Genomic DNA, 18,853 nt, shown 5'->3' with positions numbered 1-18,853 from the left:
CCTTGTTTAAAAATTTAATGGATAACGGCCATCACTATCTGCACGGCCTAAAAATTTGGCGGCATCGTGTACTTCTTTTGGTAGTGATGCTTCTGGCTTGATATATCCAGCCACTTTAAAGTCCATGTTTGCTTTTAAGGTTGCATCAGCCGCTAAGCCTAAGCGGTTTTCAGGATCAACTAACACGGCTATATCGCCCGACTTACAGCTTAACTTGCCACTTAATGGACCAACGCTAAACCAGCCAGACAATCCTTGCACATCGATGTTTGGACTGGCGATTTCACCTTTTAATGCATCACAATAAGGCGCTCCTGAGAGATATTCATCTAACTCAACAATTACTCTGCCTTTAGCATTAATAGGTAATGGCAACTGCAAACGCTGCATCGCACGTTCAACACTCAAACGCAATGTAGCATCATTTAATGCAACTACTTGATCAAGTAAACCATAACTAAAGTCACCGCGTCCTGACAGTTCACTGGTCTGTCGCGGATCACCAAACTTTACACTGCCTGTAAGCTGTCCGGTGAATAATGCCCAACCAGAAATATCCCAGTTTAAATTATTAATCTGTTCATCTTGATAGCGCAGCTGCATGATTCTACCCTGCCAAATGCTACCCGATGCTTTACCTATTTGCAGATCTTTAGGTAGATAAGGATTTGCTAAATTAAGCGCAACTGCAGCTGGCGTTTTTAATAGTGCAAAAAAGATAAAACCGAAGAAAAATATTACTATAAGAATCGCTATTTTTTTCATTCTTTACTTCTCTAATACCAGTCGGCTAACGCGCACGTAGCCTGGTTTATCATCGCGACTGAGATCTAAATTTTCAATCAATACGCCTTTAGTGTTTACCAGTTCATCAAGCCATTCTATGAGCTTATTAAACTGTACCGAGTCGATGGTTAATCTTAATGAATTATCGCTAGGCTGCATTTTGCTTATGGTTATATCGTAGCGAGCGCGGCTAGCATTAACTATTTGACTCAAGTTTTGGTCACTTGTAACAGCACGCGCACTACCCGCTTTGAGTTTAACAATACTGTTATCAACCCACGCTAATAATTCTTGCTGTTTAACTTGGTTTTTTTCAGCTTCAGTTATCGCGTTGTTTAGTGGTCTAAAAATACCCATAACTAATATAAAAATAACAAAAATAACCCCAGCGACCATCACTAACTGTTGCTCTTGCTCTTTTAAGCCACGCCAATGTTTTAAAAGTTGTTGTTTCATGCAGCACCTCGTAGTTTTATTTCACCGACTACAAAGTCGCCATCATTATTTAATGAGCCTTGGTCTACAGTTAATCCGCGTTGTTCAAGAATTGCTTTAACTTTGCCAAAGGTTTGAAAATCTTTTCCGCGAGCACGAACTCTAAGTTCATTGCGACGTTGATCATAACGCAATGTCTCAGGAGTAAACTCTTGCACTTGGCTAAATACCCCCACCAGCTCATTCGTTAAATCTAGGAATCCGGCACTGCTGCCACCCTCTAATTTAGCCAATTCACCCTGAATTTGGTTTTTAATCAAATGCGGACGAACTGTTTTCCCTGGAAAGGCCGTTTGATAGCGCTCAACCACTTGTGTTTTAGCGACTTCAAGCTCACTATTTAACTGATACAATTCAAGACTTTTTACTGCCACAGAGCCAACTAACGCGACACTCGCTGCAATGGCGGCACCTTGCCAATACGCCCACCATAATGCGCTTTTCTTTTTCAGTTGATATTGGCCTTGGCGAAGATTGAATTTTATCTCAGGTAATTGTTTAGCAAATAACGCCAGCGGCAAATCATAAGCATCGGTATGCGCCGTAAGATTAACCGTTTCTGGAAATTGCGAGGCAGGGCTGTAATGTGCAACATCAGGGTGACCTAAAGCAGTTAAATACTCAGCCAACCAGCTTTGCTCTACAGCACTTATCCGCCATGAGCCTTGCTTACATAGCCATTGGTTATTAAGCTCAATAACGCTTAATCCCTCATGTTCCGCAGTAGGAAGCAATAATGCATCGGGTAACAGTTTTAACACTGCAATTTCATGTTCAGCAAATACAGCTAACCAAGTTTCAAACCATTCTCGGTCAGTCATGGCAACTTTAATGGCGTGCTTGTCACCGACCATAGTAGGCTCAGCAATCGCGATAAATAAGTCATCTACGTCACATGCAATCTCTTCTTCGAGCATATATGGGAGCGCTTGCTCAAGCTTACGATTCCATTTGGTCGGCAGGATTACGGTTTTTAGTTGCACCTGATCACATGGCAGTAATACCACAACTTCACGATTCTGTGCTTTTTCAACTAACTCACTCAGTTGCTCAGCGTTCGGCAATCCGCCACTGGCAATTATTTCTTGTTCTAATGGTGAGTAAATCAGCCAATTAATACTTTCTTGTTGAGTTTGACCCGTGCGGATCAACAGTATTTCTGTCACTGTACGCCTCCAAATTTTCGCGCCAGTATAGTTACTTCGCCATCTTTGGCATGCAGTAATGTGGTCATCGAAAAACGCAGATCGACAAATTTAGCCTGCGCTTGTAGTTTAAAATATTCGCTATTTATGGTGAACAGTTTTTCAACAGACTTAACATTTTGAGCCCCTTGTTGATTCACTTGTTCAAAAAATTCTTCAATATTATTAAAGCCTTCTTCTGGCCGGACTGATAGCACACTTTGCGCACCTGACTCACTCAAACCATCAATCAATGCACTCAATAATAATGCCTGTTCAGGAGCGATTGTATTGACATTAATTGCTAACAATTCGCTACCTGGGATCACGCATACGTATGGCAAGATTTTTTCCATCACTAATGGATTAAACCCTTTAACCAAACGCAGCTCTGAGCTTGATGCAAAAAAACTATTCGCTGTCATATATGGTGATTTACGCGATAAATACTCATCTTCTTCAGCACCAGAACGATAAGTAATACTATCTTCATCGAGCCAGTCGTAAACACTGTCAGCCATGGCTTCTTCCGACTCTTCTGCTGGCAAGTCCTCAATATTTTCTAATAGCGCTAATAACGCGGTGTGCGCAGGATTGGTTTTATCAGTACTACCCGCTTGTGGCGCTTTAACACGTAATGCATTGAGATTTAAACAAGCCTGTAAGTCCGTGATCTTGCCTTGCAAGGTACCATTATCGACCGGATAAGGAATATCGCCTTGTTGCGCCCAAATTTGTTTTAAAGTGGTTTTTTCAGGGTCATCTTTTTTGCTTTGTAATAACGCTTTAATAGCCAGCTCTTCTGCTGCATAGGCATACCACTTGGCTTGCTGATGGCCTTGTATGTTGGTACTTTTTTGAACTTGAACAAGCAAGTTAGCACTCATCTCTACGGCTAAAATTGATGCCAAGGCAACAATAAATAAGACAATTATAAGCGCGGCGCCATGTTGGGATTTATGGTTCATTTAAACCTCCCATCTTTCCATTACCCGGTACTAAAAAAACGCGTCTTATTGGTTCTTCATCAATTTGTTGCAATGTGACCGCCACAGCTTTTGGCAATGACTTGCCCTGCCACTGCTCTTGCCATTCATTTTTTTCATCTAAAAATTCAAATTTAAGATCTTCGATATCTTTAAGAATAACTTGCACTCGCGGCTCAAGATTATCGAGTTGATCAACATAGACCCTATATATACGCTCAAGGTTGTCATCAATAACACGATAACCCACCGCTTGTAGCTCTGAGCGCGGTAATAAATTAATTGGGTTAACCCAGCCATCTCGCACAAAGGCAATACCATCATACTGGCTATTAATGGTGTAACGCCCAGCAAGTAGATATTGTTCTTGCACATCACCGGCTTCATTGCGCACGGCACGTTTAGTCATTTGGCTGAAATCTTGATCCATTAACCTAAAGGTCGTTTGCAAACCATTCAATTCTGCAATTTTTTCGTCTGATGCATCTTTCGCTTTCGTGGTCGAATCAAGAATTTGGTGAGTAGCTAACACGACGAATGCTAAAATCCCCAGCGCTACCATCACTTCTAATAGTGTAAAACCGCGCTGCTTCACTTATTTGCTACCTTTATTTAAATAGCTGATGAGCTCATAAACCGAGTGCTCTAACTTTTCATCGCTAAATACATTAATAGTCACTTTTACAAAACTTTTATCTGCTGTCGCTTCGGTATCTTGACGCCAATACCATTCTATACCAGCCATTGTTTCAGTGCCTTTTGCGCCATTTTTGCCTTGCCACTTATCGCCTAAGGTACGCTGTTCAATCATTACATTCTCAGCCACCCAAGAGGCATAGGTTTGCTCTTCAAGGCTTGATAAATGATTAATATGCTCGGCTGTAGCTTGCATGGCGGCAATCCCAGCCATGGCGCAAATACTCAGCGCCACCATAACCTCAAGTAAAGTAAAACCTTTAGACCTGCGATACATTATTCTGGCTCTCTGCGTAAGTTAACCGGTGCGGAAAATTCCCCTTCGATGAAATACACAGGTTCTTTTTCATCTTTTAATTCATAGATAAGTTGAAATGCGCTCACCTCACCAGAAGATAAAATTAGCACTTGCGGGATTTTCATTTTTTGCAATTCGAGTAAGCTATCATCATCACCGCCACTCATTAACTCGCGCCAATTGGATTGCTCGAGTAGATTATCTTGAGCCCATGCGAGATCTTCTAGATTAAGTGTCAACTTAAGACGTTCATCAACAGTCATCGGCGCAAACAGCTTTTCTCGGTCGAAGGTGATCCATTTTTCACCATCAAACACTAAAAACTCTAAGGTATCTTTATCAAGCTGAAAACCTAATTCAACCTGATTTAAGATTGCAAATTCAGAAGCCATATTAATGGTGGTATGCAGTCTCAGTGCTTGTTTATCCAATTCATCTTCAACACCGCCATCAAGACTATATACCACCATTTTAGTGGCGAAGGCGATCACCACCAGCACAACCAAAATTTCAATTAAACTAAAGCCACGCATCGGTGACTTTAGCTTTGCAAGGCGCAACTTAGCCCGACTTAACATCATGCTAAGCTCGGTGCTGGGTGTAAAAACGCCTTTATACTAAGATGCATTATTATTTTTCTTCATCCCAGTTACCAATGTCGTCATCAGTACCCACTTCGCCATCGGGTCCCATTGAAAACAAATCAAATTTACCAACTTCACCTGGGCTGATTAACTGGTACGGATTTCCCCATGGATCTTCTGGTAATTTAGAAATAAAGCCACCTTCAGGAAAACGCTTTGGTACTGGCTCTACGCTAGTTTTAGTCACTAACCCTTCAAGGCCTTGCTCAGTGGTTAAGTACGCTTTGTTCTTTAATTTATAAAGACTCATAGCATCTTCAAGCTGCTGAATATCAAGATGCGCTTTATCAAGTGCCGCTTCTTCTTGCTGGCCCATAATATTGGGTGCCACGATTGACATGATCATGCCAATGATAACCAGTACCACCATAACTTCGAGTAATGAGAAACCTGCTTGTTTATTCACGTACATACCTCTGTTGTTCTTAATAATTAACTATCGTAACACGGTAAAAATGCATTACGAAATCCCTAAAATAGTTAAAGTCCAATCGCTTTATTCATTGCCATAATAGGTTGTAATATGGCCATTACGATAAACAATACAATAACCGCCATGGACGCTATCATCGCAGGCTCTAAGAGTTTTAGCGAGACATTTACCATGGTTTCAAATTCACGGTCTTGATTGTTTGCAGCACGCTCTAGCATTTGCTCGAGCTCACCTGATTTCTCCCCACTGGCGATCATATGCAGCATCATCGGTGGGAATAATTTTGTTTGTTGTAAGGACGCTCTTAAACTTGCCCCTTCACTAACGCGGGTTGCGGCATCCGCCACTGCTTTTTTAATTTTCTCGTTGATCAATACGCCACCAGAAATACGCATTCCCTCGAGTAACGGCACTGAACTTGATGACAAGATACTCAGTGTACGAGCAAATCTGGCGGTATTAATACTACGAGCAACTTTGCCAATGCCCGGCATCATCAAAATTTTCGAATCATACCAAAAGCGGATCTTAGGCTGTTTTAGCGCATGTTTAACACCAATCACTGTCGCGGTAAATAACACCAAAGTAATGAACCAATAATTTTGCACATAGTTACTAGCAGCCATTACCCATTCCGTCGTCCAAGGTAAAACCTGCTTTGACTTTTCAAATGTCTTCAATATTTTAGGCACTACAGTACCTAGTAATATTGAAACGATACCAATGGCAAATATTACTAATATCACCGGATACACCATCGCTTGTGTGATTTGACTACGCATGTGTTGACGTTGTTCCGTGTAATCGGCTAAACGGTTCAATACAGCATCTAAGTGACCTGATTTTTCACCTGCAGCTACCATAGCGCGGTATAAATTATCAAATACATGTGGAAACTCAGACATGCCATCAGCCAAGGTATAACCTTCAACAACTTTTGAACGCACCGACATTAACATACGCTTCATACGCGGCTTTTCACACTGCTCAGCCACCGCCATTACCGCCCCTTCAACCGGTAACGCCGATTGAATGAGTGTAGCGAGTTGGCGAGTGATCAAAGCGAGATCTGAGGTAGATATTTTCGCTTTAAAAAAGCTGCCAAATGGCGAGCTTTTTTCACCTTTAACTTGTTTATCACCCTCTGCGGCGGGCACAACTTCGAGCGGCGTAAGACCTTGTTCACGTAAAGATTGGCGAATTTGTTTCGCGGTATCCGCTTCTTGAATACCTTTTTTCTCTTTGCCGCGAGCATCGAGCGCGCGATATTCAAATGCTGCCATTGTTAACCTTCCTCACGCGTTACACGTAATACTTCTTCAAGGGTGGTTTTACCGGCTAATACGCGACTACAGCCATCTTGGCGAATACTTGGGGTATGTTTGCGAATGTACTTTTCAACACTTTGCTCACCTTTACCACTGTGAACAAGTTCGCGAACAGTTTCATCAACTACCAGTAATTCATGAATACCGGTACGACCACGGTAACCATTAAAGTTACACTCTTCACAGCCAACGGCTCGGTAAATAGTCGGCGGATTTACAAATGGTACGCCGAGCAATTCACACTCGCGCTCATCTGCAACATGACCTTCTTTACAGCTCTTACATAAAGTTCGCACTAGACGCTGCGATAACACCCCTAACAAAGAAGATGATAGCAAGAAGGGTTCAACCCCCATATCTTCCATACGAGAGATAGCACCTGCTGCGGTATTGGTATGCAATGTCGACATCACTAAGTGACCTGTAAGTGAGGCTTGCACGCCAATTTGTGCGGTTTCAAGGTCACGTATTTCACCAACCATTACTACATCAGGATCTTGACGTAAGATTGCCCGTAAGCCACGGGCAAAGGTCATATCAACTTTAGTATTTACCTGAGTTTGACCAATACCTGGGATTTCATACTCGATTGGATCTTCAACCGTTAAAATATTACGATCGCGAGAGTTAATTTGGCTCATGCCCGCATAAAGCGTGGTACTTTTACCAGAACCAGTTGGACCGGTCACCAAAATAATTCCGTGCGGTTTACTGATCAAATCAGAGAACAATTCACGATTGCGCAGCGTCATACCTAAATCTTCAAGATTTAAACGCGCGTTATTTTTATCAAGTAAACGCAGTACAACCCGCTCACCAAAACTTGATGGCATGGTTGATACCCGAACATCAACGGCACGTCCTGCGATACGCAAACTAATACGACCATCCTGCGGGATACGCTTTTCTGCAATATCGAGTTTCGCCATTACTTTAATACGCGAAACTAGCAATGAAGCGAGTTTACGATTCGGCTTTAACACTTCTTTAAGCACGCCATCAACCCGAAAGCGGATCACCAGCTCTTGCTCAAAGGTTTCGATGTGAATATCTGACGCGCCTTCTTTAATCGCTTCACTGAGCATCGCATTGATCAATTTAATGATTGGTGCATCATCATCTCCGGCAAGCAAATCTTCCGTTTGCGGCATATCTTCAGCCAGTGAAAATAAATCAACTTCGTTACCTATGTCTTCCATCATTTGCTGGGTTTCAGAACTATCGCGTTGATACGATGCCTCTAATAACAACTCAAACTTGTCATCAGCTAAATGTTCAAGCGTAAAGCCATGCCCAGCAATGCGGCGCACTTCTAACAATGCATCAATATTAAGCTCACCACGATAGAAAACCACCCGGTCATCATTATTTTTACTTAATAACATGCCTGTACGTCGTGCATATGAAAATGGTAGCCGCTTATTAGGCAGTTCAACTAAATCGTTACTGGTCATCAGCTCGCTATTATTTAGCGGCTGTGAGGGCTCTGCGGTGATCTCAGTGATTGCATCAGTCATTATTGCGCTCATCTGTATTTTGCTGTCTTAAGTATTCTTCATAAGTTGGCGGTAATACTAATGCATCATTCCACTCAGGTAGGATTGGTGCATCGGTTAGAGGCATTAAATCAATACCATCTTCTTTTTGTTTATACTGCTCACCACGGATAAAGTTATATTTACTGTGGCTTAATTTATTCATTTTAATACCATCACGAATAATGGTTGGGCGAATAAACACGATTAAATTACGTTTACGCTTGCTGGTGCTGGTTGAGCGGAATAAGTGACCAAGGATAGGAATATCACCTAATATTGGTACCTTTGAGACACTTTCTTGCACGTCTTCATCAATTAGACCACCAAGCACAACCATGCCGCCATCATCAGCCATAACCGTGGTTTTAATGGCACGTTTATTAATAGATATATCCACCGAAGTAGTACCACTCACGCCAGATACTTCTTGCTCAATGGTTAACTGTACAGCTGAACCATCATTTATTTGTGGCGTTACTTTAAGTTTTACACCTACCTCTTGACGCTCTACTGTTTGAAATGGATTAGAATTATTAGAACCCGTTTGCGAGCCAGTAATGATCGGCACTTCTTGACCGACAATCATCGATGCCTCTTCGTTATCCATGGTGGTAACCGAAGGCGTAGCAAGAATATTTGAGTTAGTATCAGTAGAGACTGCTTGAATGATCGCGCCCCAATCGTTTTTAACAATCCCCATAGCCAATCCATTGATGCCCCCTAACAAAGCACCTAACGGGCCAAGATCACCTTTTTGCGTTTCATCGTATTCCTTAAGCTCAGTATTATCACCAGTGAGAGTTTTAGTCACTGTCTTATCACGGGCTTGTTCAGCAGCTACAGCTAAAGAACCAACAGGAACGGTTGTGCCGTTATTAAACTGCATCATACCGCCTTGCTCTGAAATCCATTGCAGACCAAAGTTAATACCATCAGCTTCCATTACTTCAACAATGATTGCTTCAACGAGTACTTGAGCACGACGAATATCAAGCCGTTCAATCACTGACTCCAATGAACGCATGGTGTCAGGTTGAGCAGTAATGACCAATGAGTTTGAATCTGGGTGAGCTTCAATACTGGTTTCGTTTTGGTTGCGGCTACGGGTTTTAGTTGCCCCACCTTGACCTTCTTCACCAAGCGTTTTGCTAACCCCTTGCAACACTTTCACTAAATCTTCAGCGCTAGCGTAATTAAGGTAAATTACTTTAGTGTTGCCTTGGCTTTGTAACTCACCGTCGAGGCGTTTAATTAATTCAATAGCACGCGTTCTTGCTTGGCCTTCGCCACTGACAATAACGCTATTAGTACGGCCATCTGCAACGACTTTAGGGATCAAAAATTCTGGGATACTGCCTTTACCGCTATCTTTGTAAATATTATCAACCACAGATACCACATCATCAGCGGTGGCAAAGTTTAGCTTTACAATATCAACCCGCTTATCACCGGCTTGGTCAACTGAGCGAATAATTTCAACAAGTCGGTTTACTGAGGCAGCATGACCGGTCAACATCATGACGTTTGCAGCGTTGAAGTTGGCAACATGACCGCCATCTTTTTGGTCGCTAAACTGACGCACTAATGGACCTAGTTCTTGTACGCTAACATTTTTTACACGTACGACACGAGTGATCATCATATCACCGCGCGCTTGGTCGTCTTCAGTAACTAACGGTACGTTTGATTTTTTAGCATCAGAGCTTTTTTCAATTTTTAATATACCGTTATCCATTTCAACAGCTGAATAACCGTAAACTTCTAGTACATTTAAGAAGAATTGATAATAAAGTGCTTCATCCATCAATTCATAGCTGCGTACGTTTACTTTACCACGTACGTTCGGGTCGATAATGACGGTCTTATTTAGATTTTTACCAACGATATTAATAAACTCGTTGATATCGGTCCCTTTAAAGTTTGCAGCATACTCAACGGCAGACACCGATAGAGATAAGCTAGCCACAAAAAAAAGTGTTGCGTACTTAGCTAACCCTTTTCTGATTTTTTTGAGGTGTAGCGCGTGAACCATTATATTAAAACTCCAAAGCTAAGTTATTGCAGGCTAAATTGCACATCAATCTGCTCGCCATCACGGTCAATTGTAATGTTCGCATCGGTACTATTACGCAGCTCATTAATGGCTGACATGGCCTGTTTTAAATCTGTTAATTGATAGCCGTTAATCGATACAGCCAAATCGTTATTTTGTAACCCCATCTGCGTAAATAATGCAGGGTCTTTACCTGGGCTTAAACGATAGCCAATAAGCTCACCATCCTTCATAGCCTGAGATACTCGAATATAGTCAAATAGTTTACCGGGGTCTTTTAACAGTTCTTCCCGGGTATCTATAAGTGCTTCTTTTACTTCTTGATTTGCTGTTACATCAATCTGACGGTCACTTTCCATTTGCGGACCGTCATCGAGTTCAGGTTCATCACTATCACGTTCGGCAAGTACTGGCATTGACACTGTTTTGGTAAAATCTACGCCATCAAGCATTAACGTTTCAAAACGGCCACTAACATCTAAAATTACTCGATCAGGTAATACTTGCGCAAGTTTAGCGCGAGTGCCTTGCACAACGTCATCCACCAAATAGGTTGATTGTTGACCTTGAGACTCAATAATTGCCAAGCCTGTTTGATCATTGCCACTGACTGCAACAATACCAGTTAAATTAATGCTTAATCGAGTTTCTGGCGCATTGTTAATGACTTGAGCTTGTTGGCTTGCTTGTTTTTTAGGCACTGCGTCGGCTTTACCAAACAAGTTTTGTGCTAAAATTAATTGCGTATTAACCCGTTCAGGCTTACCTGTAACGCTATTAATATAGCTTGGAGAAAGGCTAGAATTAACCGGGGTAGGCCATATTAACCAAAATAGTTTTGCAGCCAAAAAGGCAATATAAACAACGGCTAAAAGCGTTATTGCCCAACCCAATTTAGCGTGGGGTAATTTACTTACTAGATGTTTTAGCTGTTGTAATCGCTGTTCCATAAATGACGTTTCTTATTTTAATTTGCTGCTTCATCGCTGGCCTATAGTACCTTTTCATTTTTCATTCAACAAGCGCACTAATATTAAACTTTGTAAACAAGGTAAATTAACACTTACGCTGAATGTAAAAAGCTTCGACTATTTCTTTGTCAGTAAGTTTCATGCTAAGTTTTGCCTTACAGAGTCACGCTTTTAATCGAGTATAATCGTGTCAAAAAGTAACACCCGTAATACCACATCAAAAGATGAAACTATTAGTATCCGTTTAGACAAGTGGTTGTGGGCTGCACGCTTTTATAAAACCCGCGCCATCGCACGGGACATGGTGCAAGGTGGCAAAGTACATTATAATGGCCAGCGCACTAAGCCTAGTAAGGTAGTCGAACTAGATGCCGTGATCAAACTTGCTCAAGGAGTTGACGAAAAAGTTATCACTGTACTTAAATTGCTTGATAAACGTTTAAGTGCCCCCATTGCTCAAACTTTGTATCAGGAGTCTGATGCAAGTATCGAAAAACGCGAAGCCAATAGCATCGCGCGCAAGAATAATAGCTTTTTTGCTCCTCATCCGGACCGTAAACCAGATAAAAAGCAAAGACGCGAACTTTTAAAAATGAAATCAAGTTAGGTAAAGCCACTCATGCAACAAGATCTACTTCATCGTTATACATTTGATCAACTAGACGTCCGCGGCGAACTCGTACAAATAGAGCAAGCTTATAATGAAATGATTGCCGATCATAATTACCCCGTGCAAGTGCAAGCTTTATTGGGTGAGTTACTGGTCGCAACCTGCCTACTTACAGCTACATTAAAGTTTGAAGGTGATATAGCAGTACAACTGCAAGGTGATGGCCCGGTAAAATATGCGGTTATCAACGGTGATCATCAACAAAATATGCGTGGTATTGCCCGCCTGCAAGGTGAAGTAACAGGCTCAACCATCCAGGAACTAATCGGTAACGGTGTGATGGTACTGACAATCACACCAACTAAAGGTGAGCGTTATCAAGGTATAGTTCCGCTTGAGCATGACACGTTAGCAGCATGTCTTGAAGCCTACTTTGCACAATCAGAGCAACTACAAACACGTCTATGGTTTGCAACTGATACAACACAAGGTCATGCTAAAGCTGCTGGTTTACTACTACAGGTGTTACCTGTAAATAAAGAAAAGTCGATTACTGACTTTACTCACCTTGAAGCACTCAGCAATACGATTAAAGCTGAAGAGTTGTTAGAGCTTGATGCTGCCACTGTGCTTACTCGACTTTATCATGAAGACAATCCGCGTGTTTACGAGCCGCAAGCAATCCAGTTTAAATGTGGTTGTAGTAGAGAAAAAACCATCACTGCGCTCGTTAATATAGGTCAACAAGCTTTATTAGATGACGTTATTGAAAATGGTGAGGTAAAAATTAGCTGCCATTATTGCTTAAAAGATTACGTTTTTAATGAACAAGATGTGAAAAGTATTTTCAACTAATCTAATCGTTCAAAAAACCAACAAAATTCAAACCGCATTTATTGCGGTTTTTTTATGCCAAAAATTGATACCGGTGTCATGAATTGTATTACTTTTATGACACCGGTATCATTGAAATTATTCATGTTTTTTACTAAATATATGTGTTTTTAGGCCTTTGATAAGCTCGAATATCCCTAATCCATCTGTTACTATAATTACAGCTTAAAGGGAAACAAGAACCCCAGAGCTATCCCGTTCAATCTCACACAATTTAGGTATAAACATGACTTCAAGCGCTACTCGTTTTGTCGATCTAACTGCAGCTGAACTTGTCGAACACGCGATCCGTCGTGGCGAAGGGACTTTAGCCGCCAATGGAGCTTTTGTTGCTAACACTGGTCGTCGTACTGGTCGTTCACCACAAGATCGCTTTATTGTTCAAGAATCAAGTACTGAAAATGAAATCCAATGGGGTAATGTAAATCGCCCTTTCGATGCAGATAAATTTGACGCTTTATGGGCACGTGTAGAAGCACATGTGCAGAGCAACGACCACTTCATCTCTCACCTTGAAGTAGGCGCTGATCCTGAGCATTATTTACCTGTTGTTGTTACAACAGAAACTGCATGGCATCATATCTTTGCCAAAAATATGTTTATCGAACCTAAATCTTATAATGCATCTGATTTACCCCAATGGCAGGTAATGAATGTACCTTCATTTGTTTGTGACCCAGAACGTGATGGCACTAACAGTGATGGCACAGTAATTATCAACTTTGCACAACGTAAAGTATTGCTTGCAGGTATGCGTTATGCCGGTGAAATGAAAAAATCAATGTTCTCAGTGCAAAACTTTCTACTACCAGCGAAAGGCGTGCTACCAATGCACTGCTCAGCTAACGTAGGTGAAGCTGGCGATACAGCATTATTCTTTGGTCTATCTGGTACCGGTAAAACAACTTTATCAGCAGATCCAACTCGCTTTTTAATTGGTGATGACGAGCACGGCTGGGCACCTGGTAGTGTATTCAACATCGAAGGTGGTTGTTATGCTAAGTGTATCGACCTTTCACAAAAGAATGAGCCTGTTATCTGGGATGCAATCCGCTTTGGAACTATCCTAGAGAACGTTGTCCTTGATGAAAAAGGTATTCCTGATTTTCATGATACTAGCCTAACGCAAAATAGCCGCGCAGCTTATCCGCTTGAACACGTTGAAAAACGTAAAGTAGAGAACCGCGCAGGCGAGCCAAAAGCAGTGGTATTCTTAACCTGTGATGTAAGCGGCGTATTACCACCAGTATCAATCCTTAGCGAAGAAGCTGCAGCGTTTCATTTCCTAAGCGGTTACACTGCAAAAGTTGGCTCAACTGAAATTGGTTCTACCAGCGATATCGAATCAACATTCTCAACCTGTTTTGGTGCACCATTCTTCCCACGTCCAGCGGGTGTATACGCGGAGCTTCTAATGAAGCGTGTACGTGAATTTGGCGCTAAGGTATACCTAGTTAACACTGGTTGGACTGGCGGTCCTTACGGCACTGGTAAGCGTTTTGATATTCCAACTACCCGCGCTGTTGTTGATGCAATCGTATCAGGTAAACTGGCTGGCGTTGAAACTCAACATATTGATGTTTTAAACCTAGACGTACCAGTTGCAGTACCAGGCGTTAACAGCGAGCTACTTAACCCAATCAATACTTGGGAAGATAAAGCTAAATACGCTGAATATGCGGCCAAACTTGCAGCAGACTTCACTGAAAACTTCGCTAAATACGATGTATCAGATGAAATCAAAAATGCAGGACCTAAAGCTTAATAAGCTACTTTAGCCTCATAATTAAAACGCCAACCTCGAGTTGGCGTTTTTGATTTTAACCAGAAAATTAAATCCATCACTCTTACTACTAAACCTGAGTTCGGGGTAATAACCCTATCTCCTGTCGCTATTTTCATATAACAATTATTATGGAATAACTACCCCCTTACATTTAAAAGAACGACTAATCCTTAGCTCCTGTTAAAAAGTAACCTTAAAAAACAAAATAAATGTTACTTTATTTCTTTTAATATGTTAAAAAAGTATTGCATTAATTTAAAGTAGTAACTAAAACTTGGCATATTAAGTAGCAATGCCGATCGAAAGGAGTAACTTTGCCCTCGTTAAAATGCAAGGTTACAACTGGTTATAAAAATAAGTAAAAGAGATTAAACCATGTCAAAATTAGTCATCGATAGCAATAAATACAACACTGGACGAACGAAAACTCGGCTTAGCCTTGCGATTTCATATGCATTACTAGGTCTTTGTCCACTGTTACTTACAGCTCAAACTTCGCAACAAAATGACAGCGATGTCAAACCTATTAATAAAGATGAATCAATTGAGGTTATAGAGGTCACGGGCATCCGTGGCAGTATCTATAGCGCACAAAACTTAAAGCGCTATGCTGATACCGTAAAGGATGTTATCACGGCATCAGATATTGGTGCACTGCCTGACAAATCAGTGACTGAGGCTCTCCAACGTGTTCCTGGGGTCACAATTGAACGCTTTGCATCTTCTAGTGATCCGAAGCATTATGCAGATGAGGGGACTGGTGTTCTTATTCGAGGCTTGGACCGGGTCCGCTCTGAAGTAAATGGCCGTGATGCATTTAGCGCAAATCCATCGGGTGGCCTAAGCTATGAGGACTTCCCCGCGGAGCTACTAGGAGCTGTAGAAGTAGTTAAGAACCAAACCGCGGATCTTATATCAGGAGGTATTGCTGGTACAGTCAACCTAATTACTCGCAAACCATTTGATTCCACAGACCGTATTATCTCTTTTAACGCAAAAGCTAATTACAGTGACTTTCGAGATGAGACAACTCCTTCTTTCTCCGCTCTGTTCTCTGATAACTGGGAAACTGATGCAGGTAAATTTGGCTTTCTTATTGCCGGATCACAATCTGAATATAAAACACGAGGTGATGGTATTGGTTTAGGTAATTTCCACTCCCGTGGCGATTCATTTATTCCCACTACTGATCAATGGGGTGGCATCATAGGTGTTGATCCAAGCTCGCCGGTTGATGGCCCTGCTTTACCCGGTCAACCTGCAGCGAGTGTTTGGCATGTTCCGGTTGCTATTCATATGAGTACAGCTACTAATGATCGTAAACGCACTGGCTTTACATCATCATTGCAATGGGCTAACAACGACGAAACTATAGTGGCCACCTTGGAACATATTAATTCAAGAGCCTCATTGGAGTGGAACGAACGCCAAATTGGACAAGCAGCTCAAGGCTTTAAAGGGTTTATGGGCTCATCTCAGAATTGGATGGATGATGCTGAAAATGGTTACCCATTAACCACTGAGAATGGATTCGTCACATCAGGTATTGCTTTAGGTGTAAGTCCTGAAACTCCTTTTTTCTATCGAAGTCGCTGGAACTATAACGAAAATACCGTTAAAGATACTTCATTCAAACTAACACTAAAACCAATTGATCGCCTGACGGTTGATTTCGATTACCAACACATAGACTCTGAAAAATCACTACAAAATTACAGTATGTCAGGTCAAACACGAGGTAATCATGTCCATGTAGTTTCGCCTTACTTCCTAGATATGCGCGGCTCTAGACCTTCTGTTGAATTTCTCAGTGACAATATTTTAACCGCAGGTTGGTCTCCTAATGAAGATTGGAATGGTCCTGTACCAAATCTATTTCTTGGTAGTGGCATGGAACAAATAGAGCATAATACAGCCAAAGCCAATAGTTTTAAATTAGATGTTAATTACGAACTCGATGGTACATTTACTAACATTAAATCTGGTATTTATCACTCAGACAAAGACTTGACTGTTCGCGACACCGCTTATGAAGGTTGGTCTGCAATCGGTACACCATGGGTACAAGATGACCGTAATGCAGCTTCTGCAGTTAATCGACCTGAATTATTTGAGCGTGTTGATTTCTCTGATTATTACAACGGTCAAGTACTGCAAGGTAATGTAAATAACTTCCTTTTTCCACGCATGGAATTAGTCAAAAATTATGCTGATTCGCTCCGCCAGGGCTGCAAAGACGGTTGGCATAATGCAACAAACAGCGCAGCAAACAACGGTATTTGTACGGGTACTTACGTCCCTTATACAGATAAGCCAAACCGTGTTGAAGGCCCTTATGCAGCTCATAATATCAGTGCAACAAACGAAAAACGCACCGAGTTTTATGTACGTGGCGACTTTGATTTTGTCGCGCAAGATATTCCAATAGTCGGTAATGTAGGTTTACGCTATGTAAACTACAAATTAGCCTCCACTGGCGCATTAGTGCAACCGCCGGTAAGTAAGCGCGGTGAACCTGGAACATCTTTAAATACAGTAATGCAGCAGCCAGAATACAAGCGCTATTATGATCTTGCTGGGGGTGAATCAACACTGAGCACAGTGGATGGTACTGATTACAGCACAATATTACCAAGCCTAAACCTAAGCATGGGTATTAGCGAAGACGTAGTGGTAAGATTTGGCATCTCAAAAGCCTTATTTTACCCAAGCCTAGTTGATGCACGGAACATCAGTATTATCAATCTAGACTATAATCGTCGCCTCCAAACACCTGGCGCAGACTATGATGAAACGAGTAACCCTGTTGTAGGAATCGATGATATAGAACTGACCGCATTATCGGGTAATCCTTACCTTAAACCTGAAACAGCAATAAATACCGATCTAACAACCGAATGGTATTTCGCGCCAGCAGGCTACGTTACTTTGGGGCTATTCCATAAAAAACTAGATAACATTATTCGCAATAGAACATTTGACCTTGACGTGACATACGGAACTGAAGAATACAACTTATCTGCATATGGTCCTGCCAATACTGGCTCTGGTACACTGCGCGGTGCTGAATTTTCATACTCTCAATTCTACGATATGCTGCCAGGCGCTTGGGGTGGTTTAGGTTTACAATTAAACTATACCTTCATAGACCAGAGTGGTTTAGAAGATCCTAACGAAATCTCAAATGGAACATTAGGATTCGATGAAAATGGTAACCCTATCGCTGATAACCGTAACACTTTCCGTGTGTTCAGTGGGCTACCTCTGCAAGGGTATTCAGACCAAAACTTAAATATTATCGGTATGTATGAATACGAAAAGGTTTCTTTTCGTCTAGCCTATACGTGGCGCTCTGAATATTTATTAACCCTACGCGAATCTGAAGAATATGTACCAGCTTATGCTGAGGCTTCAGGTATGATGGATGCCAGCTTATACTACACCATTAATGATCATTGGAAAGTAGGTGTTGAAGCGAGTAATTTACTCGAGACTGAAACCAAAACTAAATATCAAATGGATCAAGCGGGCACTAAAACTCAGGCGTTGAACTTCACGACAGATCGACGCTTTGCACTTAGCGTTCGAGCAACTTTCTAGAAGCTAAATACTAAAACGCGTAGCAGCAAGACTACGCGTTTTTATTCCAAAGCTTTCGCTAATTTATCTATCACTTATAGAGGTTACAGGTTTGCCTGTTACTTATAAAAAACACTAGTTTGCCTTCTATTTATAAAGAGTGCGAGTTGACTAGTTTCTCATGATTAAAAATAGCAGTGCACGCATCTCAAAAGGTTAAAGCTGTCTTCCTCACCAACTCACTCATTCACTTTACTGCTGATGTAAAAAGCCCGACTATTACTAGTCGGGCTTTCTAAATTTGAAGCCATGGTGTGCTGCGCTTTAGGATGTCGTAGTGCCCACGGCGGTAAAAAGTCACATAGCAATCTTATTCTTTTCCTTTAACCTATTACCTTTCACCTCGAACCTTCTTTTTAATTTATTCCAGACAACAAAAAACCCGTTACATCGCTGTAACGGGTTTCTCTTATTTGGAGCCTGGCAATGTCCTACTTTCACATAGCAAATGCTACACTATCATCGGCGCTGTTTCGTTTCACTACTGAGTTCGGCATGGGGTCAGGTGGGTC

At 41.6% G+C, this 18,853-nt stretch carries 16 protein-coding genes; 4 read left to right on the top strand and 12 right to left on the bottom strand.

Translation table 11 applies throughout. The features are described 5' to 3' along the window. Positions 1–6: 6 nt before the first annotated feature. The 12 genes from H5203_RS19635 to gspC all read right to left on the bottom strand — a co-directional run bounded on the left by H5203_RS19635 (position 7) and on the right by gspC (position 11,391). The gene (locus tag H5203_RS19635) at positions 7–765 is read right to left on the bottom strand and encodes a type II secretion system protein N (protein ID WP_145242782.1); all 759 of its coding nucleotides are present in this window, start codon (positions 763–765) and stop codon (positions 7–9) included. Between the two features lie 3 nt (positions 766–768). Next, the gene (gspM, locus tag H5203_RS19630; protein ID WP_182719493.1) at positions 769–1,242 is read right to left on the bottom strand and encodes a type II secretion system protein GspM; all 474 of its coding nucleotides are present in this window, start codon (positions 1,240–1,242) and stop codon (positions 769–771) included. Then, entirely contained in the window at positions 1,239–2,447 is a 1,209-nt protein-coding gene (gspL, locus tag H5203_RS19625; RefSeq protein ID WP_182732555.1) for a type II secretion system protein GspL, read from the bottom strand. The genes gspM and gspL overlap by 4 nt, the downstream gene beginning before the upstream one ends. Beyond that, on the bottom strand, positions 2,444–3,433 hold the full coding sequence (gene gspK / locus H5203_RS19620; protein WP_145242776.1) for a type II secretion system minor pseudopilin GspK: 990 nt from the start codon (positions 3,431–3,433) through the stop codon (positions 2,444–2,446). The genes gspL and gspK overlap by 4 nt, the downstream gene beginning before the upstream one ends. Beyond that, positions 3,423–4,046 carry a type II secretion system minor pseudopilin GspJ gene (gene gspJ / locus H5203_RS19615; protein ID WP_182732554.1) on the bottom strand — a complete coding sequence of 208 codons (624 nt, stop codon included), beginning with the start codon at positions 4,044–4,046 and terminating at the stop codon, positions 3,423–3,425. The genes gspK and gspJ overlap by 11 nt, the downstream gene beginning before the upstream one ends. Then, on the bottom strand, positions 4,047–4,424 hold the full coding sequence (gspI, locus tag H5203_RS19610) for a type II secretion system minor pseudopilin GspI (protein ID WP_145242773.1): 378 nt from the start codon (positions 4,422–4,424) through the stop codon (positions 4,047–4,049). Next, a complete protein-coding gene (locus H5203_RS19605) occupies positions 4,424–5,023 on the bottom strand; it encodes a prepilin-type N-terminal cleavage/methylation domain-containing protein (RefSeq protein ID WP_182760526.1) in 600 nt (199 codons plus the stop codon). Before H5203_RS19605 ends, gspI begins: the two co-directional genes overlap by 1 nt. 52 nt (positions 5,024–5,075) lie before the next feature. Continuing rightward, entirely contained in the window at positions 5,076–5,495 is a 420-nt protein-coding gene (gene gspG, locus H5203_RS19600; protein ID WP_145242768.1) for a type II secretion system major pseudopilin GspG, read from the bottom strand. Between the two features lie 74 nt (positions 5,496–5,569). Further along, positions 5,570–6,805: a type II secretion system inner membrane protein GspF gene (gene gspF / locus H5203_RS19595; RefSeq protein WP_145242766.1), complete on the bottom strand. Its 1,236-nt coding sequence runs from the start codon at positions 6,803–6,805 to the stop codon at positions 5,570–5,572. A 2-nt stretch (positions 6,806–6,807) separates the two neighbouring features. Continuing rightward, positions 6,808–8,367 (bottom strand): type II secretion system ATPase GspE, encoded by a 1,560-nt coding sequence (gene gspE / locus H5203_RS19590; RefSeq protein ID WP_310736565.1) that lies wholly within the window; start codon positions 8,365–8,367, stop codon positions 6,808–6,810. Beyond that, on the bottom strand, positions 8,360–10,420 hold the full coding sequence (gene gspD, locus H5203_RS19585; protein ID WP_145242762.1) for a type II secretion system secretin GspD: 2,061 nt from the start codon (positions 10,418–10,420) through the stop codon (positions 8,360–8,362). Before gspD ends, gspE begins: the two co-directional genes overlap by 8 nt. 23 nt (positions 10,421–10,443) lie before the next feature. Next, positions 10,444–11,391, bottom strand: coding sequence for a type II secretion system protein GspC (gene gspC / locus H5203_RS19580; protein ID WP_145242760.1), 948 nt, complete (start codon positions 11,389–11,391; stop codon positions 10,444–10,446). Positions 11,392–11,596: 205 nt separating this feature from the next. On the opposite strand from gspC, the gene hslR reads away from it, so the two are divergent. From hslR to H5203_RS19560, 4 genes are all read left to right on the top strand, one after another. Then, entirely contained in the window at positions 11,597–12,019 is a 423-nt protein-coding gene (gene hslR / locus H5203_RS19575) for a ribosome-associated heat shock protein Hsp15 (RefSeq protein ID WP_392352783.1), read from the top strand. A gap of 12 nt (positions 12,020–12,031) precedes the next feature. Continuing rightward, positions 12,032–12,877, top strand: a complete 846-nt coding sequence (gene hslO, locus H5203_RS19570) for an Hsp33 family molecular chaperone HslO (protein WP_149983376.1) — start codon at positions 12,032–12,034, stop codon at positions 12,875–12,877. A gap of 265 nt (positions 12,878–13,142) precedes the next feature. Continuing rightward, positions 13,143–14,681: a phosphoenolpyruvate carboxykinase gene (locus tag H5203_RS19565; protein ID WP_182820156.1), complete on the top strand. Its 1,539-nt coding sequence runs from the start codon at positions 13,143–13,145 to the stop codon at positions 14,679–14,681. 396 nt (positions 14,682–15,077) lie between these two features. Further along, positions 15,078–18,302: a TonB-dependent receptor gene (locus H5203_RS19560; protein ID WP_182735804.1), complete on the top strand. Its 3,225-nt coding sequence runs from the start codon at positions 15,078–15,080 to the stop codon at positions 18,300–18,302. Positions 18,303–18,853 lie beyond the last annotated feature (551 nt).

This window comes from Pseudoalteromonas sp. SG41-1 (assembly GCF_014164575.1).
Lineage (GTDB): Bacteria > Pseudomonadota > Gammaproteobacteria > Enterobacterales > Alteromonadaceae > Pseudoalteromonas > Pseudoalteromonas rhizosphaerae.
This window is presented reverse-complemented; position numbering and strand designations above follow the sequence as displayed.

Coding starts and splice junctions, on each gene's coding strand:
- gspF (WP_145242766.1), bottom strand. CDS start 6,805: ATGGCAGCATTTGAATATCGCGCGCTCGATGCTCGCGGCAAAGAGAAA.
- gspM (WP_182719493.1), bottom strand. CDS start 1,242: ATGAAACAACAACTTTTAAAACATTGGCGTGGCTTAAAAGAGCAAGAG.
- gspC (WP_145242760.1), bottom strand. CDS start 11,391: ATGGAACAGCGATTACAACAGCTAAAACATCTAGTAAGTAAATTACCC.
- gspI (WP_145242773.1), bottom strand. CDS start 4,424: ATGTATCGCAGGTCTAAAGGTTTTACTTTACTTGAGGTTATGGTGGCG.
- hslO (WP_149983376.1), top strand. CDS start 12,032: ATGCAACAAGATCTACTTCATCGTTATACATTTGATCAACTAGACGTC.
- H5203_RS19635 (WP_145242782.1), bottom strand. CDS start 765: ATGAAAAAAATAGCGATTCTTATAGTAATATTTTTCTTCGGTTTTATC.
- gspE (WP_310736565.1), bottom strand. CDS start 8,367: ATGACTGATGCAATCACTGAGATCACCGCAGAGCCCTCACAGCCGCTA.
- H5203_RS19565 (WP_182820156.1), top strand. CDS start 13,143: ATGACTTCAAGCGCTACTCGTTTTGTCGATCTAACTGCAGCTGAACTT.
- H5203_RS19605 (WP_182760526.1), bottom strand. CDS start 5,023: ATGTTAAGTCGGGCTAAGTTGCGCCTTGCAAAGCTAAAGTCACCGATG.
- gspD (WP_145242762.1), bottom strand. CDS start 10,420: ATGGTTCACGCGCTACACCTCAAAAAAATCAGAAAAGGGTTAGCTAAG.
- H5203_RS19560 (WP_182735804.1), top strand. CDS start 15,078: ATGTCAAAATTAGTCATCGATAGCAATAAATACAACACTGGACGAACG.
- gspK (WP_145242776.1), bottom strand. CDS start 3,433: ATGAACCATAAATCCCAACATGGCGCCGCGCTTATAATTGTCTTATTT.